Source organism: Gordonia sp. YY1 (assembly GCF_009872315.1).
Classification (GTDB): Bacteria; Actinomycetota; Actinomycetes; order Mycobacteriales; family Mycobacteriaceae; genus Gordonia; species Gordonia amicalis.
This window is the reverse complement of the sequence record NZ_WXYI01000006.1, coordinates 88186-112761: the sequence shown is the minus strand read 5'-3', so window position 1 is coordinate 112761 and position 24576 is coordinate 88186. Positions and strand designations below refer to the sequence as shown.

Genomic DNA, 24576 nt, shown 5'->3' with positions numbered 1-24576 from the left:
CCCATGCTGCGCACCATGATGACCTCGAAGATCCACCGCGCCACCGTGACCCAGGCGGATCTGCACTACGTGGGGTCGGTGACGATCGACCAGGATCTGCTCGACGCCGCGGGTCTGCTCGAGGGTGAACAGGTCACCATCGTCGACATCGACAACGGTTCCCGACTGGTGACCTACGCGATCGCCGGGGAGCGCGGCAGCGGTGTCATCGGGATCAACGGCGCCGCAGCACATCTCGTTCACCCCGGGGATCTCGTCATCATCATCGCCTACGGCATGCTGAACGAGGCCGAACTGGAGGCCTATGCGCCGCAGGTCGTCTTCGTCGACGACCACAACCGCATCCTCGAATCCGGTGACGACCCGGCGCATGCGCCGGAGGGTTCGGGTCTGCTCGACCCGCGGCAGTTCGACGGCCCGGTCTTCGCCGACTCCGCGGTCTGACACCGACGAGCGACCCGGAGCCACCGATGCTGCTCGCCGTCGACGTCGGCAACACCAACATCCACCTCGGCGTCCACGCCGGAGCAGGGGATCACGCGCGATTGGTGCGCGATTGGCGTATCCACACCGACCCGAACTACACCGCCGACGAACTCGCCTGGGTCTTTCGCGGCATGCTCGGCTCGGACATCGAGCAGGTCACCGGGGTCAGTGCCCTGTCGACGGTGCCCTCGTTGCTGCGCGAGCTGCGGGTCATGCTGCCCCGTTACTTCGGCGACGGCCCGCACGTCCTGCTCGAACCCGGCGTGCGGACAGGTGTGCCGCTGCTCGTCGACAACCCGAAGGAGGTCGGTACCGACCGTGTCTCCAACTGCCTTGCCGCGCATCATGAATACGGCGGCCCCTGCATCGTGGTGGCCTTCGGGACCGCGACCGTCGTCGACGCGGTGTCGGCGAAGGGTGAATTCCTCGGCGGCGCCATCGCGCCCGGCGTGAACCTGGCGGTCGAGGCGCTCTCCGAGCACACCGTGACCGTGCGCAAGGTCGAGTTGATGCCGCCACGAAGCGTGCTCGGCAAGAACACGGTCGAGGCCCTGCAGTCGGGCATCCTCTACGGATTCGCCGGCCAGGTCGACGCGCTCGTCGATCGCGTCTGCGACACCGTGCCCGGCTTCGACGGCGACGACGTCACCGTGGTCGCCACCGGCTACCTGGCCCCGCTGATGTTCGACGAATGCCGGTCGCTCACCGACCACCACCCGCACCTCACCCTCGAGGGGTTGCGGCTGGTGCATGAGCGGTCCAAGGCCAACCCTCGTCGGGGCAAGTAGGACCCGGACATCGCGTTGACTGAGCCGAGGGAGCGCATCCCTCGCTGCCTGATCCGGAAGGACCCCACACCAGCGGTCCGTCGGGGCACTCCGGACCGGTGCGCGCCGGAGCGATGTCGCATGCGACCTCACTTCTTTCCCGCTGACGCGGGCCCCGAGGGTGAGGTGAGCCGGCTTCGCCAAGCCGTTCATGACGTGCGGCAAGCGGCTGAGGAACTCGTCCCCGTGAGCACCCACGAAGGGCACATTTCCCTCGGAAGCCACTGAGATGGACGCGAAGTCACCCCACCCGACCCACTGTGCGGCATCCACACCCGCAGCCCAGTTCCCGGCACCAGTGGTACACGATGTCAACCGAAGTCCTACAGCCACAGCGATGGTCGACCCGTCATTCTTCTCCGTGTGGAGAGGTCTGGGATGAAGGTCGTCATCGTCGGTGCAGGCATCGCGGGGTTGTGCACTGCTGCCGGGTTGTCGTCGATGGGCGCGGAGGTCACGCTGCTCGAGCGGTCGGCGGAGGTTCGTGGGGGAGGTTCGGGACTCAGCCTGTTCGGCAACGGGCTCCGCGCGCTCGAAACGCTCGGCCTCCGGGCGGCGGTTCCCGACGCCGTCGGGGTTTCACCCACCGTGAACGGAACACGTCGCGCCGACGGACGTTGGCTCACCCGCTTCGACCCGTCGGCGATCGGGCAACTCCGGGTGGTGCGCCGCGGCGATCTCCACGAGGCGCTCCTCGGCCGGCTCGGGTCGGGCGTGGAGATCCGGACCGGAACCGCGGTGCGTGAGGTTCGTGACGGGTCGGTCCGGCTCGAGGACGGCACGTCGATCGACAGCTGTGACCTGGTCGTCGGAGCCGACGGTCTGCGGAGTCGGGTACGGCCCGCGGTCGCCGACGACCCGGGTGTGGCCTACCGCGGATATGTCGCGTGGCGAGCCGTCACCGCACGGCCCGTCCACCTCGACGCGGCGGGCGAGACGATGGGACGCGGTCAGCGGTTCGGCATCGCCCCGCTGCCGGACGGACACGTCTACTGGTTCGCCTCCGTCACCTACGGGCAGAGTGGCGAGCCGGGTGGTATCGACGAAGTGCGGCAACGGTTCTCGGGGTGGCATGCACCGATCGGGGAGATCCTCGACGCGACCGATCCGACGGACGTCGGAGTGTTACCCATCGAAGAACTGGCGCGTCCGTTGTCCACCTTCGTCCGGGGCCGGCGCGTGCTCGTGGGCGACGCCGCGCACGCCATGACCCCGAACCTCGGCCAGGGGGCGAACCAGGCCATGGAGGACGCGGCGACCCTGGCCGCGCTGCTCGGGCAGGGCGGAGCAGGCGTCGACGAGGCCCTGCGAACCTACGACCGTCTACGACGGCGTCGCACCCGACGCATCGCTCGCCAGGCGTCGGTGATCGGACGGGTCGGTCAGTGGCGGTCGGGACCCGCGGTCCGCCTGCGCGAGCTGGCCCTGCGGGCGGCCCCCGATGCGGCACTCGACCGCCGGCTGCGGCGCATTCAGGATTGGCAACCACCGGTGCGGTAGTCGTCACTCGAGTCTGGTCCCAGGCGCGCAGCTGTGGCATACTCGTCGCCGTGATCAAGAGCTGTCAGGAGTGTTGTCAGGGCTAGTACCGCATCTGCGGCTGCCCTCCTTCGCGCTCCCCGCTCGTTTTCGATCACCCGAGGACTCCCTCTCATGACCGCTTCGGTTGCTACCCCTGTTCTGTCCCGCACCACCTTCGCCGCGACCGCGCCCATCGTCGCTCCGGCACCGGCCGCACCCCTGTCGCTGCAGGTCGGCGACTATGCGGAGGCCGTCGCCGAGGGCGCGACACCCGTGGACGTCCGCTCGCATCGCCGACGCCAGGTCGACGGCGCACTGTTCGGCGCACTCGCCATCGACGCCGTCGAGGTCCTCGACCGGCTCACCCCCGGCACCCCCGAGTCGCTGACCGCGGCGCGCACGGATTCCCGCTGGATCCTCGTCAGCGAGGACGGCCACGAGGCCGAGTGGCTGGCCTGGCACCTGCAGGCGAGGGGCATACACGGCGCGGTGTTCGTCGTCGGCGGGCACCGCCGGATGCGCCAGGCCAAGGTCAACGGTCGCCTCCGCGCAGACGAACTCGCCGTCATCTCCGCGCACGAGAGCTGAAACCACTGGCGGTCTGTCACCGCTGTCACAGCGACTGCGGCGAGTTGGGAGTCGGTGACCGGCACCGATAGGGTGCGTGGGGTGAGTGACAGCCCGACCACCGCCGCTTCCGCCGCGGCCGCGAAGACCCCGGACGCCGACGACCAGACTCCCGAGCAGTTGCGAATCCGCCGCGAGAAGCGCGAGCGCATCCTGTCCGAGGGCCGCGAGGCATACCCGGTCTCGATTCCGCGCACCCACTCCCTCGGCGAGATCCGCGCCGCCTACCCCGACCTCGAGGCCGGCACCGAGACCGGCCGGCACGTCGGTGTCTCCGGGCGCGTCATCTTCCTGCGGAACAAGGGCAAGCTGTGCTTCGCGACCCTCCAGGAGGGTGACGGCACCCAACTGCAGGCGATGGTCAGCTTCAACGGCGTCGGCGAGGAATCGCTGGCCCGCTGGAAGTCCGACGTCGACCTCGGCGACATCGTCTTCATCTCCGGCGAGGTCATCAGCTCTCGCACCGGCGAGCTGTCGGTGATGGCCGATGGTTGGCAGATGGCGTCGAAGTCGTTGCGGCCGTTGCCGGTTGCCCACAAGGAGATGAACGAGGAAACCCGGGTGCGGCAGCGCTACGTCGACCTCATCATGCGTCCGGAGGCCCGTGACAACGCCCGGACCCGCATCCAGGTGATCGCCGAACTCCGTGCGGCGCTGGGGCGTCGAGGGTTCCTCGAGGTCGAGACCCCGATGCTGCAGACCCTGCACGGCGGTGCCGCGGCGCGTCCGTTCGTGACGCACTCCAACGCCTTCGACATGGACCTCTTCCTGCGCATCGCGCCGGAGCTGTTCCTCAAGCGCTGCGTCGTCGGCGGCATCGAGCGCGTCTTCGAGATCAACCGCAACTTTCGCAACGAAGGCGCCGACTCCACCCACTCGCCCGAGTTCGCGATGCTCGAGACCTATCAGGCCTACGGCACCTACGACGACTCCGCGGTCATGACCCGTGAGCTGGTGCAGGAGGTTGCGCAGGCCGCCCTGGGTACCCAGACCCCGATCATGCCCGACGGTTCGACGTACGACCTGTCCGGCGAGTGGACCTCCCTCGAGATGTACCCGTCGCTGTCGGAGGCGCTCGGCGAGGAGATCGTGCCCGCGGGTGCGCCCGGGGAGACCACCGTCGACCAGCTGCTGGCGATCGCTGATCGTGTCGGCCTGGAGGTCCCCAAGGGCAAGGGCTACGGCCACGGCAAGCTCGTCGAGGAACTGTGGGAGCACATGGTCGGCGAGAAGCAGACCCGGCCGGTGTTCGTCCGCGACTTCCCGGTCGAGACCTCGCCGCTCGTCCGCGCGCACCGGTCGGTGACCGGCGTGGTCGAGAAGTGGGACCTCTACGTCCGCGGGTTCGAGCTGGCCACCGGCTACTCGGAGCTCGTCGACCCGGTGATCCAGCGTGAGCGCTTCATCGACCAGGCACGACTCGCCGCCGCCGGTGATGACGAGGCCATGGTCCTGGACGAGGAATTCCTCACCGCGATGGAGTACGGCATGCCCCCGACCACCGGAACCGGCATGGGCGTCGACCGTCTGCTGATGGCCCTGACCGGTCTCGGAATCCGCGAGACCGTCCTGTTCCCATTGGTCAAGCCGCTCCCTCGCGGCTGACCGGACGCTATCGGGTGCCGGCGGACCCGGGCAGGCCGAGTGCGTGCCGCACTCGATCGAGAACCCCGGCGCCGGCGTCGACGTGCACCCATTCGGCCCCTGGGGTCTCCAGCGACCGGGTCTGTCGTCGTGCCACCGACGCATCGGCATCCGACGCGTCGGCGCCGCGCGCCTCGATGCGCGCGATGCGTTCGGCCTCGTCGAGTTCGAGCCAGATGCCGGTGAACGGGACAGCAAGTGTCTCGGCGACGCCGGCGATCGCGTCGCGCTGTGCGGCACGGCCGAACACCGCGTCGGCGATCACACTCATCCCGCCACCCAGCGTCTGAGCGGCCAGCCGGCACAGCTCTCCATACACCCGGGAACCCATCTCCACGGTGTAGCCGGTTGCCGGGAGCCGGGTGTGCTCCGGCACCCCGGCGAGGCGCTTGCGCAGCACATCGCTGCGCAGAATGCGAGTGCCCGGTGCCGGGACGAACTCCGCTCCGATGGCGCGGGTCACGGTCGACTTCCCGGTGCCTGATCCGCCGCCGATCGCGACCAGCCGTGCCGGTGCCGGATCGACGACTGCCAGGGCGAGGTCGAGGTAGTCGTGGGCCTTGCTGACGGCCCCTTCGGCGGCGGCGACATGAGCGCGCACCGTCGCACGCACCGAGAGGAAGATCGGCATCAGCGAATAGCCGTCCTCGTCCGCAGGAGAGAGGTCGAGGTAGTTGTTGACCACCACGTTGGCCTCATGCCGCAAATCTCGTGCCCACAGGTCCATGACGAGGAACGCGACGTCGTAGAGCACGTCGGTGGTGGCCATGTCGGCGTCGAACTCGAGACAGTCGAAAGGCAACGGTTCGCCGTCGATCACCGCGATGTTGCCCAGATGCAGGTCACCGTGACCGTGCCGGACCCGACCGGCGCGGGCCCTGGTGTCGAGCAGATCGGAGTGAGCGCTGATCATCGCGGTCAGGCGATCGGTCAGCAGCCTCGCTCGCGAGGGATCGAGGATCTCCGGAAACGCCGACATGCTCCCCAGGTTCCCGTCGACGACCTCCTGGATGCGCGCGGCACCGTGCGGGTCGGGGCAGATCTCCGACGCCGCGTGCAGTTCTACGGTGAGCTCCGCCAGTCGTCGCAGTAGGGCGTCGTCGAGATCGCCGCGCTCGGCCCGGGTGGACAGCAGTGCGTCGTCGTCGAAGCGACGCATCTCCAGCACCCAATCGCTGTTGCCGTCTGCGTCGTCCACCTTGTGCAGTCCGAGGTAGACGCCGGGGGCGATGCGCCGGTTGAGGCGCAGTTCGGCGTCGAGTGCGTCGTGCCGGAATTCCGGGGTGGAGAAATCGAGGTAGCGATAACGCACCGGCCGCTTCATCTTCCATGCACGATCACCGTTGAGGAACACCACCGCGCCGTGCGTGACGATTCGGGTGGTCGGCAGATCGGGATCCAGAATGCCTGCCCGGGTGAGGAATTCGGTGGTGGGATCGGTGCCGATCAGGGTCATGGCCGGACCGCCGCCGGACGTGCGGACCCGACCGTGATCATCATCGGTGCTCTGTCGTGAGTCGTCGCCACCCGTCCATCCGACCACAGCGGCTTGCCGATCGCACGGGGTGGTCAGGCAGTCATGGGACCGATCGCGCGCTCACAGCACCGCCGCACCGAGGACGTGTGCGGTGTGCAGGGCCAGTTCGGTGTCGAGGCGACGCTCGCCGATCGGGTGACCCAACTCCTCGACGACTCGTCCGAGCCGGTACTTCACGGTGTTGCGGTGCATGTTGAGGGCCTCGGCCGTCGCGACGTAGCTGTTGCCGCAGTCGAGGAACACCCGGGCGGTGTCGCGCAGTCGCTCGGCGGCCTCGGTGTCGGCGGCGAGCGGTCCGAGGACATCGCGCACCCAGCGTCGTGTGCCGGGTAGATCGCGAGCGAGCATCGCGATGATCGACATGCCGCCCGAGCCGTGCCCCACCACTGTCATCGCCTGATTCGTCGACACCGCCGCCACATGCTTGACACTCTCGGCCTGCTGGTGACTCTCCCGGAATCCCTCGAGTCCGGGTGCCGGGGAGCCGAAGGCCATCCGTGCGCCCGGCACCACGGACAGCACTGGTCGGACCACCTCGGGATCGGCGTCGGCCACGGGGTACCAGACCCACGCGGTGCTGCGGTCCACCGAGGTGAAAAGGGGTGCTCTGGAGCCGAGAGTGGTTGCGACGTCGTGCGCCAGGGACTCCAGCAGTGCGGTGTTGTCGGTGCCCGGGTTGGCGCGGTCGATCCACAGGGTGGCCGCGAGATGGGTGCGCGTCAGCGGATAGCCGGTCCTGACGGTGAACTCGTCCGTGCTCGTGAGGTCGCCCTGCAGCGCCCGCCGCACCATCGTCGACACCACGGTCGCGTTCTGTTCGACCGAGTGCCGGCGGCCCTCCTCGTGTACGTCGAGAACCACACGGGTGATCCAGTCGACGTACTTGTGCAGCCAGCCGGAGAAGTGGTGCAGCACCCGCAGCCGCAGTTCGGGAGAGGTGTCGAGCTCTCTCACCTCCTCGAACACATTGGCCAGCAGGTCATCGGAACCGAAGTGGTATGCCCGCCGCAGCGACGAGGCGGGGATGCCCCGCTGTCCCAACCGATCGGCATACTCGGTCGCTGCGGTGACCGGTGGCGCCTGATCGAGCGGGATGTTGTTGCGGATCATGTGCAGGATCGTCGCGATGTTGGCGGCGACGCTCGCTCGCAACAACTCGAGAAGGTCGGGGTCGTTGAGCTCCTCGAGGCCGTTCTCGATCGCCGTGGTCATCGACTCGCTCAGTTCATCGCTGCGCGCGGCGAGCCGCTCGCCGACGATGGTGGACAGCCGGATGATCTCCGCCGCGTCGGGTGAATCGGGGGAGACCAGCCGGCGTCCGAGAGCGCCGTTGCTCATCAGGACGAACCCTGTTGGGTCGAATCCTGTTGCCTCGAGGCCTGCGGGCCGCCACCGCGTTCGAGCTTCTTCAGGGCCGAGTTCGCGGCATGGAACCCGCACAGGCCGTGTGCACCGGCCCCCGGTGGCGTCGCCGCCGAACACAGGTAGACGCCGTCGACGCCGGTCGAGTAGGGGTCGAACGCCACTCGCGGACGAAATATCAACTGGCGCGCGGAGTTGGCGCCGGTGGTGATGTCGCCACCCACGTAATTGGGGTTGTCGGTGGCGATCGTGGCTGTTGCGCGGACATGCGATGCGCGAATGCGCCGGGTGAAGCCGGGGGCGAATCGTTCGATCTGATCGACGACGAGTTGCCTTGCGTCACCGGTGAACCCGGCAGGCACATGGGCGTAGGCATCCACCGGGACGAGGTTGCCCGCTGCGCGGTCCGGATCGGCCAGATACTGCTGCCCGACCAAGAGGAAGGGTTTCGACGGCATCCGCCCCGACCAGGTGTCGCGTTCGGCGGCCACGACTTCGGAGGAACTCCCGGCGACATGGATGGTCCCGGCCCGACGTGCCGGTTCGTAGCTCCACGGGATGCCGTCCTCGACGGCGAATGCCACCTGGAATGCCGCCGGCCCATGCCGGTATCGGCGGTAGGCACGCGCCACGCGCTCTGGCTGCTTGCCGGAGAGGATGCCGGCCGCCGCCTGTGGCGAGGTGTCGAGGAGGACGACGTCGGGGGAGTCGAGCTGGTCGAGTGAGGTGACGGTTGTGTCGGTGACCACCGTTCCGCCCAGCGACTCCAGGAGTGCGATCATCGCACGGCTGATCGTCGCCGACCCCCCGACCGCGACGGGCCATCCGTAGCGATGTGCGGCGGTGCCCAGGGCGACGCCGATCGCCGACGACAGCGGTGTGGTGAGTGGATGGAAGGCGTGCGCCGCCACTCCCGTCCACAGTGCCGCCGCCCGCTCGTCGCGCAACCACCGGGCAACCCAGGTGGCCGGCAGAGCCGCCGGAATCCCGAACTGCGCCAGCGGGAACGGGTCCCGCGGTACGTGGAGCATGGGCTGGAGGAACTCCCCGGCGATGCGATCGAACTTGCCGGTGATCGAGCCGAAGAGCTGCCGGTACCGACGGGCGGAATCACCGAACTGGTCGGCGGTCTCGTCCACCGAGCGATAGGCCGCTGCACCGTCACCACCGTCGAGCGGGTGGGCGTACTGCACAGGTGGAGCGGCCCAGCGCAATCCGTGTGCAGCGAGGTCGAAACGCCTGCTGAACGCGTTGTCCAGCGCGAGTGGGTGGAAGCCCGAACATTCGTCGTGCACCAGGCCGGGGACGGTGACCTCGGCCGACCTGGTTCCACCGCCGGGCACCGCCGCGGCCTCGAGGACGGTGACCTCGAGACCGGCGGCGGCGAGGGTGATGGCGGCAGCGAGTCCGTTGGGCCCGCTGCCGACCACTACTCCACGACTCATGCATTCACCCTAGACTGCTGCACGTACTGCGAACCGTCCGATGGCGCAACATATCCGGGGCGCGTCCAGGTGACGGTGTGCTTGATCGGCCAGTTGGGCAGCCACGGCAGTTCCTCGGTGGCGTCGGCGACCACATAGGTGCCGCGTTCCACCACGCCGATCGCCGCGTCGATCACCTTGTACTCGATGTAGTTGCGGTGGATCGGCTGGGACTCGGTCCAGGTCACGATCACCTCGCCAGGTGCGAAGTTGCAGCGTCGCTGCACCGCGGCGATGGTCTGCTCGTTGTGCAGGTGTGCGTCGCCGAACTGCCAGCCGATCAGGGTGGTGCACACGAACTCGGCCTCACGGATCACGTAGTTGTCGAGTTCGTCGGTGTGGCGCATCATCAGCGAGATCAGCGCTCGCCCCTGGCTGTGCATGGTGCGCCAGGCCACCGCTTTCTGCATGAAGATCTCCGCAACCTCATTGCCGAATGCCGCAGTGAGCTGGTCGATCTGGTTCAGGTTGGACTTGACGAGATGCTGGTTGAGCTTGTCCTCCACCTCTCGTCCACGGAACGCCCAGGTCGCCGACGCCCAGTTGCCGGCGTACTGCCGCATCGACGGGAGGAAGGAGACGAGGTCCGGACGCAGGTTGCCCAGGATCGGGAAGAACGCGGCCATCACGATGGCGGCGAGCAACCAGCCGGTGCTCATGTCGGTGACCGCCCAGCCCTCACCGGCCGGGTGACCCCAGAAGAGGAACCACGCCGAGAAGATGAAGAAGACGTTCCACTCCAGCGGCACCGCCAGCGGGAAGGTGGAGATGATGAAGATGTGGAACCCGGTCATGCCGATCAGGGCGAGCAGCGTGAGCGTGGTGTTGGTCGAGAACAGCAGGATCAGCGGCAACGCGAGCTCGACGATGGTGCCCAGGATGTGGGCGATCGAGCTGGTGACCTTGGAGGCACGGATGTCCTCCGGGAAGTTGCGGTACAGCGATCGCTTCAGACGCCGTGAGGTGATCCACGGGGTGTTCGACACCATCGGCGCGACGACCAGGGTGAAGTGGCGGCCGAGCTTGGAGATGCCGGCACCGAACCAGCTCGCGAAGATGAAGATCTTGGCCGCGATGATCATCTCGACCACGGAACCGGCCGAGGCGAAGATCAGGAGTGCGGCGAGGTACTGCTCCGAGCGGGCGGCCAGGAAGACCGTCTTGTCGCGCAGGCCCATGAGCACGATCAGCCCGATGTAGCTGAACATCGCCCACTGCGGGGGCAGGCCGGCCTCACTGCCGGGAACGCGGTCGGTGACCTGTCCCGGGAAGCAGACCAGGAACGCCAGATTGAGCAGGATGAGGCCGTAGACCGCCACGTCCCACAGCTGACGGGTGTCACCGGCGGTGAAGGGCACCTTGCCCGGCCATGGTGGAACACGAATCGTCTTGGGGCGCAACCAGTACAGGCAACCGCCGATGAACGGCGAGAACTTGAACGCCAGCGGTCCCGACGACGAGGCGAGGCCCAGGACCTCGAACAGCGTGGTCCACGCCATCAGCTTCACGTAGACGATCGGCTCGGTCCACCACGAGCCGATCTCGCCGAAGCCGCCGAGCGCCGGGGTGGTCAGGCCGACCAGCAGCAGGCCGACAACCGTGAAGAAGATCAGTTTGTAGACGTAGAGCATGTGCAGCTTCTTGGGGCTGCCGAAGCCGTACTCGCACCAGTGGGTTGCGAGCAGGCGCATGCGTTCCATGAAGGGTAAAGATCCGAACTTCGCAGGACCTACCGGCACGCCGGCGTGGTGCGGTGCCGGGGTGCGTTGGGGGCTCGGTCGGTCAGGTCACCGCGAGGCCGCGGCGCAGCGAGGGCTTGTCGATCTTGCCGACCGGATTCTTCGGCAGCTCGTCGAGGATGGTGACCTCGGCAGGCACCTTCACCCGGGTGAGGTGACCGGCGCAGTGCGCGAGGACGTCGTCGGCGGTGAGTTGCGAGTCCGGGTACCGCACCACGTAGGCGACGGGTTCCTCTCCCAGCACCTCGTGCGGGCGACCGACCACCGCGGACTCGAGCACACCCGGCAGTTGCGCGATGGTGGACTCGATCTCCTTGGGGTACAGGTTCTCTCCGCCACGGATGATCATGTCCTTGATGCGGTCGACGATCTGTAGGTAGCCGTCGGCGTCGAGGCGCCCGATGTCGCCGGTGTGCAGCCAGCCGTCACGGATGGTTTCGGCGGTGGCCTCGGGATTGTTCAGGTAGCCCGCCATCACGGTCGGTCCCGAGATGATGACCTCGCCGGTCTCGCCGGTGGGGACGTCGTGTCCGTCGGCGTCGACGATCCGGATCCGTTGTCCCGGAAGGGCCGGCCCGACGGTGCCGAGTTTGCGCACTCCGTCCACCGGGTTGCACGCCGACGCGCAGGTGCCCTCGGTCAGGCCGTAGCCCTCGACGAGGCGCAGACCGTAACGGGTTTGGCATGCGTCGAGCAGTTCTCGGCTCACCGGTGCGGCGCCGCAGATGGCGAAGCGGAGGGACGAGGTGTCGGGCCGCACCTCGGGGGGCATCGCGGTCAGCACCGCGAAGATCGTCGGCACGGCCGAGAAATAGGTGGGCCGAAGGGTTTCCACGTCGTCGAAGAAACGCGACGCCGAGAACCCCGTGCGGATGGTGAGACGGGCACCGGCGCGCAACGGGGCGAAGGTGGACACCATGAGTGCGTTCGCGTGGAACAGCGGCAGGATCAGCATGCAGTGGTCGTCGGCGGTCAGGCCGAAGTGCTCGGCCATCGTCGCACTCATCGCGTCGACGTTGGCATGGGTGACCTGCACGCCCTTGGGACGTCCGGTGGAGCCGCTGGTGTAGATCAGCAGTGCGGTGTCGGCGCCGGCGACCGGTGCGGGCGCGAGTGGACCCTGTTCGTCGGGGAGTTCGGTGGCCAGTTCGTCGACCGCCAGGCCGGCGACGCCCGAGGTGGGGGACGAACCGTCGACACTGATGATCAGCCGAGCACCGGAGTCGCTGACCTGATGGTCGGCTTCGGTGTCGGTGAATGCCGGGTTGATCGGCGTGGCGGCGGCGCCCAGGCGCCACGCGGCGGCGATCGCCACGACCAGCTCGACCCGGTTGGGGAGCTTGATCGCCAGCACGTCACCGCGGCCGAGTCCGAGTTCACGGAGTTGGGCGGCCAGCGCGGCGGATCGGGCGTCGAACTCGGTGAAGGAGAGCTCGGTGCGCTCGTCGGCGAGTGCGGGCGCAGATCCGTGCTGCTCGGCGAGGTGCCAGGGGAGGTACGCGAGGTCAGGCATCGATGCCCTTTCACGGTCGGTCGGTGTGTGATGACCGACACTAAGCCGCCCGCTGTGATCTATCCCACGTCCTCCCGCAACGAAGTTCCGACGGGGTGTTGGCCAAAATGCACAAACACGCCCCGGCCGTTTTATAGCTCGAAGCCGCGCTCAGCGCGGTTTCGAGCTATGGATCGGCGCACGAAACCGTCGATGTCGATGGCCACCTTCTGCTCGACGAACGCGAGGTCGACCACGTAGCCGCAGACCGGCGCATTGGCCGTCCATCCGGTGATGCCGCCGGACCGCAGCAGGGCGATCGCCTTGCGCTCGGCCTCCGACCGGGAGCCGTCGGTGATTGCAGCGATCATCTCGCGAGACCTGCGTGATCCGCGACGGCCGCTGTTGCGGATCTGAGCGTCGACGACCTCGGCCACCGTCGTGTGCTCGCGAAGCAACGCCGAGTCGAGAAACCGCGAACCGCCGTCGACGGCCGCGTCGAGGACGGTCAGTGCCCTCGTCGTGGTCTGGAGTCCGTCGATCTCGGTGAGGTCGGGCGGCGCGGGTTCGGGCTATGAGTCGGCTAGGTGAGGTTGCGCTTGAGGATCTTGCCCGAAGCGTTGCGCGGGAACTGGTCGACGAAGACCACCGACCGCGGGACCTTGAAATTCGCCAGGTGCTCTTTGGCGTAGTCGATGACTTTCGCCTCGTCGAGGTCGGCGTCCTCGCGAACGGTGAGGTATGCACGGCCCACCTCGCCGAGCCGGTCGTCGGGGACGCCGATGACGGCCGATTCGGTGACCCCGTCGAGGCGCGCGAGTGTCTGCTCGATCTCGGCGGGGTAGACGTTGAAGCCGCCGGAGATGTACATGTCCTTGAGCCGGTCGGTGATCGTGAGGTTGCCGCGCTCGTCGATGGTGCCGATGTCGCCGGTGTGCAGCCAGCCGTCGGCGTCGATGGTCTCGGCGGTGGCGTCGGGATCGTCGAGGTAGCCCACCATGACCATCTCGCCGCGGGCGAGGACCTCACCGAATTCGGAGAGCTTGATCTCCATGCCGGGAAAGGCGCGGCCGCAGGTGTTGGCGACGGTCTCGTCGTCGTCCTCGGGGGTGCAGGTCGAGACGAAGCCGCTGGCCTCGGTCAGGCCGTACGCGGTGATGACCGTCTCGACGCCGATGTCGTGCTGCAGACGTTCGACGAGCACCACCGGCACGATCGCCGCGCCGGTGATGACGATGCGCAGGGACGACAGGTCGTGGTCGGAACGTCTCGGGTCGTCGAGGATCGTCTGGAAGATGGTCGGTGCACCGGGGAAGACGGTGATGCGGTGTTCGGCCACCATCTGCATCGACTTCTCCGGCGAGTACACGGCCAGGGGCACCATCGTCACGCCGAACAGCACGCACGGCAGGATGCCGGCCTTGTATCCGAACGTGTGGAAGTACGGGTTGGCCATGAGATAACGGTCGTCGGGGGAGAGGGCCGCGTTGGCACCCCACCCGTGCGACCCGGTCATCGTCTGACGGTGAGTTGCCAACACTCCCTTGGACTTCCCGGTGGTGCCGGAGGTGAACAGGATGTCGCAGATGTCGTCTTCGGAGACGGCCGCCGCGCGACGGTCCGCCTCGTCGCGTGCATCCGGGGTTGCCCGGGACAGGAAGTCGTCCCAGTCCACGGCGCCGTCGGGTACGGCTTCGCCCGCCGAGAACGGCACCTGCACCACCAGATCCGGCATCGCGTCACGGTGCTTGTCGAGCAGTTCCGTGCAGTGGTCGGCGGCGAGGAACGGTCCCGACACGACGACGCCCTTCGCGCCGGAACGTTCGATGATCTCGATCGCCTCATTCGCGGTGTAGCGCGTGTTCAACGGCACGAGTGTCGCTCCGGCGCAGTGGATGCCGAGTGCGGCGATCGGCCAGTGGAAGCTGTTCGGTGACCAGAGGGCGACGCGATCGCCGGCCTCGATGCCCGAGGCCACGAGCGCCGCCGCGAAGTCGCGCGCCGCATCGCGCAGCTGTGACCAGGTCAGTTCGACGTGCGGTTGTGGCGAAAGGTGCCACTGGTCGTCGATGAGGGCGATACGGTCGGGCCAGCTGTGTGCGGCGTGTGCCAGCGCGGCCGGAGTCGTGATCGCGGAGAGTTTCCCGAGCTGGGACGTCTGCGCCATGGCCCCAACCTAGCACTTGCTTGGTGCGTTATGCTAGCTCGCATGACCTCGATCAATCTGGCCGATCGTGCCGTCGACCTGGGCGAATGGGCCAAGGCCACGCCGAACTCCGCCGAGGTGTTCGCCAAGGCGGTGCGCACCTGGCTGGAGGACAACCTCACCGGGACGTTCGACGGCCTCAAGGGGCGCGGCGGACCCGGCAGCGAGCACGAGTTCTTCGCCGAACGCCTCGAATGGGACCGTCACCTGGCTGCCAGCGGATGGACCTGCATCGGTTGGCCTCCCGAACATGGCGGTCGCGGGGCGACGCTGGAGCAGCGGATCATCTTCCACCGCGAGTACGCCCGCGCCAACGCGCCCGCCCGGGTGAACCATCTGGGCGAGGAGCTGCTCGGTCCGACGCTCATCGCGTACGGCACGGAGGAGCAGAAGAAGCGCTTCCTGCCGGGCATCGTCGACGTCACCGAGCTGTGGTCGCAGGGTTACTCCGAACCCGGCGCGGGCTCCGACCTCGCCGGGGTCTCGACGAATGCCCGTGTCGAGGACGGCAAGTGGATCATCAACGGCCAGAAGATCTGGACCTCGCTGGCGCATGTCGCGCAATGGGTGTTCGTGATAGCGCGGACGGAGAAGGGGTCGACACGACATGCAGGTCTGAGCTTCCTCCTGGTCCCGCTCGACCAGCCCGGTGTCACCGTGCGGCCGATCCAACAACTCACCGGCACATCGGAATTCAACGAGGTCTTCTTCGACGACGCGGTGACCGACGCGGACCTGATCGTCGGCGAACCGGGTGACGGCTGGAAGGTCGCCATGGGTCTGTTGCAGTTCGAGCGCGGGGTGTCCACGCTGGGCCAGCAGGTCGGGTTCGCACGTGAGCTCGAGAAGCTGACCGAGGTCGCGCGCACGAACGGCGCGGTCGACGACCCCGAACTGGCATCGAGGCTCGCGCGCGCCGACATCGGGCTCAAAGTCATGCGGGCACACGCCCAACGGACCCTCGACGGCGACGTGACCAGTCAGGCCGGAGCCGCGTCGGTGTCGAAGCTGTTGTGGGCCAACTGGCATCGCGATCTCGGCGAACTCGCCATGGACGTCGTCGGGGCGCCGGCACTGATCGGTCCCGACGCGACCGCCGAGGGACAGCCCAACGACATCACCGATCCCGAACACGTCGAACTCGACGAATGGCAACGGCTCTACCTCTTCACCCGCGCCGACACCATCTACGGCGGCTCGAACGAGGTGCAGCGCAACATCATCGCCGAGCGTGTGCTCGGCCTTCCCCGAGAGGCACGCTGACATGACCCAGACTGATGTGACGGAGAACGGCGCACGGGCGATCTCGCCGCTGGCCGTCCCGCCCGCCGAGACCCCCGGTCACAATCTGCTGCTCGGTAAGAAGGTCGTGATCACCGCAGCCGCCGGCACCGGAATCGGATTCGCATCGGCCCGTCGGGCACTCCTCGAAGGTGCGGACGTCCTCGTCAGCGACTGGCACGAACGCCGCCTCGGTGAGGCCGCCGAGAAGCTCGCGGTCGAATTCCCCGAACGGACGGTCGCCCAGCGCACCTGCAACGTCCAGGTCACCGCCGATGTCGACGCCCTGATCGCCGACGCCGCAACCGAACTCGGACGCATCGACGTACTGGTCAACAACGCCGGACTCGGCGGGGAGACGCCGGTCGCCGATATGACCGACGAAGAGTGGGACCGTGTCCTCGACATCACGCTCAACGGCACCTTCCGCGCCACCCGAGCCGCACTGCGCTACTTCGGATCGGTCGAGCACAACGGCGTCATCGTCAACAACGCCTCGGTCCTCGGCTGGCGCGCCCAACGCGGACAGGCGCACTACGCCGCGGCGAAGGCCGGCGTCATGGCGTTGACCCGTTGCTCGGCACTCGAAGCCGCCGACGTGGGAGTGCGGATCAATGCGATCGCGCCGTCGATCGCCAAGCACCCGTTCCTCGCGAAGGTCACCAGCGACGACCTTCTCGACGAACTGGCCTCGAAGGAGGCCTACGGCCGTGCCGCAGAGGTATGGGAGGTCGCCGCGACCGTCGCCATGCTCGCCAGCGACTACACCACCTACCTCACCGGCGAGGTCATCTCGATCTCCAGCCAGCGAGCCTGAACCCGGTTGCCCTCCAGCACCGCCCACCCAAAGGAGTACCGCCCATGACCACGCCGCAGGCCTACATCGTCGACGCCATCCGCACCCCCGTCGGCAAACGCAACGGCTCGCTCGCCAAGGTCCACCCCGCCGACCTCGGCGCGCACATCATCTCCGCACTCGTCGAGCGGACCGGCATCGACCCCAACGTCGTCGACGACGTCGTGTTCGGCTGCGTCGACGCCATCGGCCCCCAGGCCGGCAACATCGCCCGCACCGCATGGCTGGCCGCGGGTCTGCCGCTCGACATTCCCGGCACGACCGTCGACCGGCAATGTGGATCGAGCCAGCAGGCCATCCACTTCGCCGCGCAGGGCGTCATGAGCGGTACCCAGGACGTCGTCGTCGCCGGCGGCGTGCAGAACATGAGCGCGATCCCGATCTCCCAGGCCATGATCGCCGGCCAGGAGTTCGGATTCACCACGCCCACCGCAGAATCCGCCGGATGGCGGGAGCGCTTCGGCGACACCGAGATCTCGCAGTTCGTCGGCGCGGGCATGATGGCCGAGAAGTGGGACATCAGCCGCGAGGACATGGAGCACTGGGCCCTGCAGTCCCACGAGCGCGCCCGCGCGGCCATCGCCGCCGGCCGATTCGACAACGAGAACGTCCCGCTCGGCGACTGCGTCGTCGACGAGTGCCCGCGTGAGACCTCGCTGGAGAAGATGGCCGGACTGCAGCCGCTCGCCGAAGGGTCGCGCCTGACCGCGGCCGTCGCCTCCCAGATCTGCGACGGCTCGTCGGCCACCCTCGTCGTCTCCGAACGCGCGCTCAAAGCGCACAACCTCACCCCGCGCGCCCGCATCCACCACATGTCCGTCCGCGGCGACGACCCGGTGATGATGCTGTCCGCGCCCATCCCCGCCACCAAGTACGCACTCGGCAAGGCCGGCCTGTCCATCGACGACATCGACGTCGTCGAGATCAACGAGGCCTTCGCGCCGGTCGTGCTCGCCTGGCTGAAGGAGACCGGCGCCGACCCCGCCAAGGTCAACCCCAACGGCGGTGCCATCGCACTCGGACACCCGCTCGGTGCCACCGGCGCCAAGCTGTTCGCCACCCTCCTCAACGAACTCGAACGCACCGGCGGCCGCTACGGCCTCCAGACGATGTGTGAGGGCGGCGGGACCGCCAACGTCACGATCATCGAAAGGCTCAGCTGAGGAGGGCGGTCAGCCGCGGGTGTGAGGGCGGCGGGACCGCCAACGTCACGATCATCGAGCGCCTGAGCTGACCACCCGCAAGGTCGAGACCTCCCCGAAGATCCCCCGGGCGAGGTCTCGACCTTGCGGCGTGCCGGTCGTACCATTCTGACAACGGACGTACCCACATCCTGGTGTGGTCTGGCGCATACTATGGTGTGGGACAAGCGGACTCTTTTGTTCCAAACGCCGCACGTCCGACCTGCAGCACGAACTACCTGAGGGGATCTCGATGACCAAGCCTGCTGAGCACACCAGCACCGGGGCGACGACCGCGAAGCGTGGCGTCTCCTCGGAAGAGCACACACTGACCGAGTTGGTCGAGATCCAGCGAGCCGCGTTTCTGCGTGACGGCATCCCCGACGCCGACACCCGCATCGACCGCATCACCCGACTGGTCGCGCTGCTGCTCGACCACTCCGACGAGATCGCTGCCGCGCTGACCGAGGACTACGGCTCACGTCCGCGCGAGCTGTCGCTGGCCGCCGACGTCGCGGGCTGCATGATCGACCTCACGCACCAGCGTCGTGGCGTCAAGGAGTGGATGGGTGAGACCAAGTACGCCAAGGTCCAGGGGCTCCTGGGCTACAAGCAGAGCGTGCGCCACGACCCGCTCGGCGTCGTCGGCATCATGGGCCCCTGGAACTTCCCGCTGCAGCTGACGATCGTTCCGGCCGGCTCGGCGTTCGCCGCGGGTAACCGCGTACTGATGCGCCCGTCGTCGATCACCGCGAAGACCACGGACGTTCTCGCCAAGTACGCACCCGACTACTTCTCCATCGAAGAGCTGGCCATCGTCACCTCGAAGCACGGGTCGGGCTCGGACTTCGCGAAGCTCAAGGTCGATCACATGTTCTTCACCGGCTCGCCCGAGGTCGGCGCCTCGGTGGCCCAGGAGGCCGCCAAGAACCTGATCCCGGTCACCCTGGAGCTGGGCGGCAAGAACCCGGCCGTCGTCGACCTCGACGCCGACATCGACAAGGCCGCCAACATGCTCGCCGACGCCCGCCTGGTCAACGGCGGCCAGGTGTGCCTGTGCCCCGACTACGTCTTCGTCCCGGAGGCCAAGCTCGGCGAGTTCACCGACAAGGTGGTCGCGCGCTGGACCGAGCACTTCCCGACGATCTACGACAACGACCAGTACACCGCGACGATCAACCAGAAGAACTTCGACCGCATCGTGGGCCTCATCGACGACGCCGTCGCGCTCGGCGCCACCAAGCGCCAGGTCATCCCCGGCGGTGAGCCGCTGCCGAACGCCGAGCGTCGCAAGATCCCGCCGACGCTCCTGACCGGCGTCAAGGCCGGCATGAAGATCGAGGAGGACGAGGTCTTCGGTCCGGTACTGACCGTCTACCCGTACCGCGAGCTGTCCGAGGTCATCAGCCACATCTCGTCGCATCCGCACCCGCTGACCATGTACTGGTGCGGCGATCGCAACGACCGCTTCGAGAAGCTGGCCGACAACACCCGCAGCGGCTCGATCAACGGCAACGATTTCGCCATCCACCTGTTCAGCGGCGAGCTGCCGTTCGGTGGCGTCGGTCGCTCCGGCATGGGCGGCTACCACGGCCGGACCGGCTTCGAGACCTTCAGCCACGCCCGCGCGGTCGCGTTCTCGACGCTGCCGCTGACGGTGGCCGAGATGATGTCGCCGCCGTTCGTGGCCAAGGACACGAAGATGACCGATCAGCAGCTCAAGCTGTTCAAGTTCTTCAACACTCGCGCCATGAAAAAGGTGCGCAAGCGCCTCGGCGCCTGACACGGGTGCGCATGATCTGCGCGTAGGACGCTTGGCCGGGTTCGTCGGATAACGTACCCGGCCAAGCGCTTGCTAGGGTGATGGGCAGACTCCAGGAGGATGCGTGTCACCACGTGGTCAGACCAAGACCGATGACAAAGGCGGGACCGACGCAAAAGCCGGCGCCGATACCGTCGTCCGTTCGTCGCGCCGTGACGAGTTGCTCGCCACCGCCGGGCGGATGTTCGCCGAGAACGGCCTGCGTTCGACGACGGTGCGCGACATCGCCGATGCCGCGGGAATCCTGTCGGGCAGTCTCTACCATCATTTCGACTCCAAGGAGTCGATGGTCGACGAGATCCTGCGCCGGTTCCTCGACGACCTGTTCGCCCGGTACCGCCAGATCGCCTCGGCGGGACTCTCGGCGACCGAGACGCTCCGCGGGCTCGTCGTGGCCTCCTTCGAGTCGATCGACGCCGAACGCAATGCGGTCGCGATCTACCAGGACGAGGCCAAGCGGCTGTCGGGGCAGGAGCGGTTCGGCTACATCTCGGAGCTGAACGTCGAGTTCCGCCAACTGTGGCATGCGGTGCTGCAGCGGGGCGTCGACGACGGTGAATTCCGTCCGGATCTCGATGTCGAACTGGTGTACCGCTTCATGCGCGACACCGTGTGGGTGGCCGTGCGCTGGTACCGGCCGGGCGGCCCGATGACGGTGGAGTCGATCGCCGATCAATACCTGTCGATCGTCCTCGACGGCATCCTGCCCCGCTGAGAGCGGCGAGAGTTAGGGTACCTTTCCTTAACTCGTCGGCGGCCGCTAAGGTGCGCCTATGACAACTGGCGGAACCGAAGTGGCCGCACCTGCACCGACCCGGGTCCCGGAGGAGACGCCCGACGACCCGAAGGCTGCCCGGAACAGGGCTCGGGCGGAGGCCAAGGCCAAGTCGGCGGCTCTCGCCGACGTGCTGGCACCGGTGAAGACGCGGACCGTTCTCGCGCAATTCGTCCAGATCTTCGCCTCGGCCGCGACCGTGGTGCCGTTCATCGGCATCGTCGAGCTCGGGCGCACACTTCTGGCACCGGGCCCGACCGACACCGGCCGGGTCTGGCTGGTGGTGTGGCTCGTCGTGGGCGGTCTCGCGGCGCGCGCCCTGTTCGCCTTCCTGGCGCTGGCGATCACCCACTTCGCCGACCTCGACCTCCAGGCACAACTCCGAATCCGCATCGCCGACAAGCTCGGTCGGCTCCCGCTCGGCTGGTTCAGTCGTACCAGTTCGGGTGCGGTGCGCAAGTCGGTGCAGAACGACGTCGCCGACCTACACTATCTGGTCGCCCACGCGCAGGTGGAGGCGACTGCCGCGGTGCTGTCGCCGATCTTCGCGCTGATCTACTGCTTCGTCCTCGACTGGCGCCTCGGTCTGCTGGCCATCGCCACCGTGCCGCTGTACGCCCTGACCTACTCCTACATGGCGCGTGACCTGACCGCCGAGATGGAGAAGATGGACAAAGGTGTCGCCCGCATCAGCGCGACCATCGTCGAGTTCATCGCCGGTGTCGCCGTGGTCAAGACGTTCGGGCAGACCGGAAAAGCCCACCGCCGCTTCATCGATGCCGCCGACGAGTTCAACGACGACTTCGCCGGGTACATGGGCCCGATGCTCCGCGTCCAGGCCATCACCACGGTCCTGATCTCCGCCCCGCTGATCCTGCTGGTCAACCTCGGCGTCGGCTACTGGTTCGTCGACCAGGGCTGGGTGTCGCCGATCGAACTCGTCGGTTCGACGCTGATCGCGATGGTGCTGCCGACGGCGCTCCTGACGGTGTCCACCGCGGTCCACACCCGCCAACAGGCGTCGGCCGCGGCGCTGCGCATCGCGGATCTGCTCGCCGAACCCGAGCTGACGGTCCCCGAGAACCCGCAGGTCCCCGCCGGACACGACGTGCGAATCGAGAACGTGCACTTCACCTATCCGCCGCGACTGGGTGTGCCCGCCGGGGTCAAGGCACTCGACGGCGTCAGCGTCGAACTCGCCGAGGGCACCGTGACCGCGCTGGTCGGACCGTCGGGAAGCGGTAAGTCGACCCTGGCGACACTGTTGCCGCGATTCGGCGATCCCGATTCCGGGTCGGTGCGCATCGGCGGGGTCGACGTCCGCGACATCGCCCCGACCGAGCTCTATCGACACGTCGGATTCGTGCTGCAGGACGTGCAGCTGCTGACGATGTCGGTGCGGGACAACATCCGTCTCGGCCGGCCCGGCGCCTCCGAGGAGCAGGTCCACGACGCCGCGCGTGCGGCCCGGATCCACGAGCGCATCCTGGAACTGCCCGACGGATACGACACCGTCGTCGGCGACGGCGCACACTTCTCCGGTGGTGAGGCGCAACGGGTCTCGATCGCCCGCGCCCTGCTCGCGGACACCCCGATCCTGGTGCTCGACGAGGCGACCGCCTTCGCCGACCCGGAATCGGAAGCCCAGATCCAGCAGGCCATCGGCGCACTGATGGTCGGCCGGACGGTCCTCGTCATCGCGCACCGGCTGGGCTCGATCACCCACGCCGACAACATCGTCGTGCTCGATCGCGGCCGGGTCGTCGAACAGGGACGTCAGGACGAGCTGGTCGCCAACGGTGGTCTGTACGCGTCGATGTGGGCGAGCTACGAGGCCGGCACCACCCGGCAGGACGAGAAGATCGCGCTCGGCGCGGTCGAGAGTGGCGAGGTGGCACGATGATCCGCGGTTTCTACACGATTCTGGGTTCCGAGCGTGCCCGCATGGTCGTCTTCCTGAGCTGGGTCGTCCTGTACGGCGTCGCCCAGGGCCTCGCGATGCTCACACTCGTCCCGATCACCGAGAACCTGCTGACCGGCGACCTCTCCGGCGCGGCGAAGTGGTTGTGGCCGTTGGCCGTCCTGGTGCTGATCTGTGCCGTGAGCGCTTACATCCAGTCGCTCAAGGGCATGACGATGGCCCTGTACGCGATGCGCATGCTGCATCACCGGCTCGGCGACCACATGGTCACGCTGCCACTCGGCTGGTTCACCCGCGAACGCATCGGCGACGTCTCGCAGATCGCCGTCAAGGGAACGATGTTCGTGGGCAGCACCGGCGCGCACTACATCACGCCGGTCGTCGTGAACACGGTCAGCTCGGTGGTCGTCGTGTTGGGAATCTGCGTCTTCGACTGGCGGATCGGCCTGCTGATGGTCGCCGGGACGCTGGTCCTCATGTACGTCGGCAAGCTGTCCAGCCGGTTCCTGGCGAAGGCCGAGCGCCGCAAGCGGGCCGAGGCCGTGAAGGTCAACAACCGTGTACTGGAGTACGCGCGATGCCAGGCCGTGTTGCGTGCCTTCGGCGCGGCCGACTCCGCACACGCACCGCTGGCCGATGCGCTCGGACAGCAGGCGCGGGTGGGCAAGTCGATGCTCTGGCGCTCCATCCTCGGCATCCTGCTCAACGGGCTCTCGGTCCAGGTCGTGTTCAGCGCGGTCCTCGCGCTCGGCGCCTGGCTCGCGGTGTCCGGTCACATCGAACCGGCCCTGCTCGTCGCGGTGTTCGGTCTCGCGGCCCGCTTCTTCGGCCCGATCGGCGAACTCGCCGAACTCGGTTCGACGCTGCGCATGTCGACCGACGAGATCAACCGCATCACCGGTGTCCTCGACACCGACCGGATGCCCGCCCCCGACCAGCCGCAACCGATCACGGAGCCGGGTTCGGTCGAACTGTCGCAGGTCGCTTTCGGTTACGAGAACGGCACCCCGGTGCTCCGAGATGTGTCGTTGCGCGCGCAGCCCGGCACGATGACCGCGCTCGTCGGCCCGTCGGGCTCGGGCAAGTCGACGATCTTCCGTCTGATCGCCCGGTTCTACGACGTCGACGGCGGTTCGGTGAAGGTCGGCGGTGTCGACGTCCGCGACCAGGAGACCGGCGCGCTGATGGGCCAGCTGTCGCAGGTCTTCCAGGACGTCTATCTGTTCGACGACACACTGTGGGAGAACATCAAACTCGGCCGCCCCGATGCCTCCGACGCCGAGATCCGCGCGGCCGCCGAGACCGCCGGTGTCACGTCCATCGTCGAGCGTCTGTCCGACGGGTGGGACACCGTCGTCGGCGAAGGCGGATCTGCGCTCTCCGGGGGTGAGCGGCAACGTGTTTCGATCGCTCGCGCGCTCCTCAAGGACGCCCCGATCGTGCTCTTCGACGAGGCGACCTCCGCTCTCGACCCGGAGAACGAATCGCACGTCGCCGAATCCATCCGTCGCCTCGCCGACCGCAGCACCGTGCTCGTCATCGCGCACAAGTTGTCGACCGTGATCGCCGCCGACCAGATCGTCGTCCTCGACGACCGGGGCGGCGTCGACGACATCGGTACGCATGACGAACTGCTCAGCCGCGGTGGCCGTTACACCGAGTTCTGGAACCAGCGCACCGCAGCCGCGGGCTGGACGCTCACGCCGTCGTCGTGACAACCACAGCTGCCTGAGGTGTGAGGAGCGTAAGCGACCCACTGCTGCCTGAGGTGCGAGGAGCGTAAGCGACCCACTGCTGCCTGAGGTGCGAGGAGCG

The 24576-nt window shown here is 67.7% G+C and carries 19 protein-coding genes; 12 read left to right on the top strand and 7 right to left on the bottom strand.

The features are described 5' to 3' along the window. Nucleotides 1-3: 3 nt before the first annotated feature. The 5 genes from panD to lysS all read left to right on the top strand — a co-directional run bounded on the left by panD (nucleotide 4) and on the right by lysS (nucleotide 5066). Nucleotides 4-444, top strand: coding sequence for an aspartate 1-decarboxylase (gene panD / locus BPODLACK_RS10580; protein WP_006437760.1), 441 nt, complete (start codon nucleotides 4-6; stop codon nucleotides 442-444). 26 nt (nucleotides 445-470) lie between these two features. Next, on the top strand, nucleotides 471-1274 hold the full coding sequence (locus BPODLACK_RS10575) for a type III pantothenate kinase (RefSeq protein ID WP_006437759.1): 804 nt from the start codon (nucleotides 471-473) through the stop codon (nucleotides 1272-1274). A gap of 417 nt (nucleotides 1275-1691) precedes the next feature. Beyond that, nucleotides 1692-2813 carry an FAD-dependent oxidoreductase gene (locus BPODLACK_RS10570; RefSeq protein ID WP_006437758.1) on the top strand — a complete coding sequence of 374 codons (1122 nt, stop codon included), beginning with the start codon at nucleotides 1692-1694 and terminating at the stop codon, nucleotides 2811-2813. A gap of 153 nt (nucleotides 2814-2966) precedes the next feature. Then, nucleotides 2967-3422 (top strand): hypothetical protein, encoded by a 456-nt coding sequence (locus tag BPODLACK_RS10565; RefSeq protein WP_006437757.1) that lies wholly within the window; start codon nucleotides 2967-2969, stop codon nucleotides 3420-3422. Between the two features lie 81 nt (nucleotides 3423-3503). Further along, on the top strand, nucleotides 3504-5066 hold the full coding sequence (gene lysS / locus BPODLACK_RS10560; RefSeq protein WP_051995434.1) for a lysine--tRNA ligase: 1563 nt from the start codon (nucleotides 3504-3506) through the stop codon (nucleotides 5064-5066). 7 nt (nucleotides 5067-5073) lie between these two features. On the opposite strand, the gene BPODLACK_RS10555 is transcribed toward lysS, so the two are convergent. The 7 genes from BPODLACK_RS10555 to BPODLACK_RS10525 all read right to left on the bottom strand — a co-directional run bounded on the left by BPODLACK_RS10555 (nucleotide 5074) and on the right by BPODLACK_RS10525 (nucleotide 14886). Continuing rightward, nucleotides 5074-6561 (bottom strand): bifunctional aminoglycoside phosphotransferase/ATP-binding protein, encoded by a 1488-nt coding sequence (locus BPODLACK_RS10555; protein ID WP_006437755.1) that lies wholly within the window; start codon nucleotides 6559-6561, stop codon nucleotides 5074-5076. 141 nt (nucleotides 6562-6702) lie between these two features. Continuing rightward, nucleotides 6703-7980: a PucR family transcriptional regulator gene (locus BPODLACK_RS10550; RefSeq protein WP_159405228.1), complete on the bottom strand. Its 1278-nt coding sequence runs from the start codon at nucleotides 7978-7980 to the stop codon at nucleotides 6703-6705. Then, nucleotides 7980-9449, bottom strand: a complete 1470-nt coding sequence (locus BPODLACK_RS10545) for a phytoene desaturase family protein (protein ID WP_006437753.1) — start codon at nucleotides 9447-9449, stop codon at nucleotides 7980-7982. The genes BPODLACK_RS10550 and BPODLACK_RS10545 overlap by 1 nt, the downstream gene beginning before the upstream one ends. Continuing rightward, nucleotides 9446-11227, bottom strand: a complete 1782-nt coding sequence (locus BPODLACK_RS10540) for a DUF3556 domain-containing protein (protein ID WP_159405227.1) — start codon at nucleotides 11225-11227, stop codon at nucleotides 9446-9448. Before BPODLACK_RS10540 ends, BPODLACK_RS10545 begins: the two co-directional genes overlap by 4 nt. A 43-nt stretch (nucleotides 11228-11270) precedes the next feature. Then, entirely contained in the window at nucleotides 11271-12740 is a 1470-nt protein-coding gene (locus BPODLACK_RS10535) for a class I adenylate-forming enzyme family protein (protein WP_159405226.1), read from the bottom strand. A 131-nt stretch (nucleotides 12741-12871) separates the two neighbouring features. Then, nucleotides 12872-13090: a hypothetical protein gene (locus BPODLACK_RS23310; RefSeq protein ID WP_191834518.1), complete on the bottom strand. Its 219-nt coding sequence runs from the start codon at nucleotides 13088-13090 to the stop codon at nucleotides 12872-12874. Nucleotides 13091-13302: 212 nt separating this feature from the next. Continuing rightward, the gene (locus BPODLACK_RS10525; protein WP_024499360.1) at nucleotides 13303-14886 is read right to left on the bottom strand and encodes a FadD3 family acyl-CoA ligase; all 1584 of its coding nucleotides are present in this window, start codon (nucleotides 14884-14886) and stop codon (nucleotides 13303-13305) included. 42 nt (nucleotides 14887-14928) lie between these two features. On the opposite strand from BPODLACK_RS10525, the gene BPODLACK_RS10520 reads away from it, so the two are divergent. The 7 genes from BPODLACK_RS10520 (at nucleotide 14929) to BPODLACK_RS10490 (ending at nucleotide 24476) form a co-directional block, all read left to right on the top strand. Continuing rightward, nucleotides 14929-16188: an acyl-CoA dehydrogenase family protein gene (locus tag BPODLACK_RS10520; protein ID WP_024499359.1), complete on the top strand. Its 1260-nt coding sequence runs from the start codon at nucleotides 14929-14931 to the stop codon at nucleotides 16186-16188. Between the two features lies 1 nt (nucleotide 16189). Further along, nucleotides 16190-17023, top strand: a complete 834-nt coding sequence (locus tag BPODLACK_RS10515) for an SDR family oxidoreductase (protein WP_024499358.1) — start codon at nucleotides 16190-16192, stop codon at nucleotides 17021-17023. A gap of 44 nt (nucleotides 17024-17067) precedes the next feature. Then, the gene (locus BPODLACK_RS10510) at nucleotides 17068-18225 is read left to right on the top strand and encodes an acetyl-CoA C-acetyltransferase (RefSeq protein ID WP_024499357.1); all 1158 of its coding nucleotides are present in this window, start codon (nucleotides 17068-17070) and stop codon (nucleotides 18223-18225) included. A gap of 271 nt (nucleotides 18226-18496) precedes the next feature. After that, on the top strand, nucleotides 18497-20026 hold the full coding sequence (locus BPODLACK_RS10505; protein WP_006437745.1) for an aldehyde dehydrogenase family protein: 1530 nt from the start codon (nucleotides 18497-18499) through the stop codon (nucleotides 20024-20026). 103 nt (nucleotides 20027-20129) lie between these two features. Beyond that, nucleotides 20130-20780 carry a TetR/AcrR family transcriptional regulator gene (locus BPODLACK_RS10500; RefSeq protein ID WP_006437744.1) on the top strand — a complete coding sequence of 217 codons (651 nt, stop codon included), beginning with the start codon at nucleotides 20130-20132 and terminating at the stop codon, nucleotides 20778-20780. A gap of 58 nt (nucleotides 20781-20838) precedes the next feature. Beyond that, nucleotides 20839-22743: an ABC transporter ATP-binding protein gene (locus BPODLACK_RS10495; protein ID WP_006437743.1), complete on the top strand. Its 1905-nt coding sequence runs from the start codon at nucleotides 20839-20841 to the stop codon at nucleotides 22741-22743. Then, entirely contained in the window at nucleotides 22740-24476 is a 1737-nt protein-coding gene (locus BPODLACK_RS10490) for an ABC transporter ATP-binding protein (protein WP_006437742.1), read from the top strand. The genes BPODLACK_RS10495 and BPODLACK_RS10490 overlap by 4 nt, the downstream gene beginning before the upstream one ends. The last annotated feature ends 100 nt before the right edge of the window (nucleotides 24477-24576 follow it).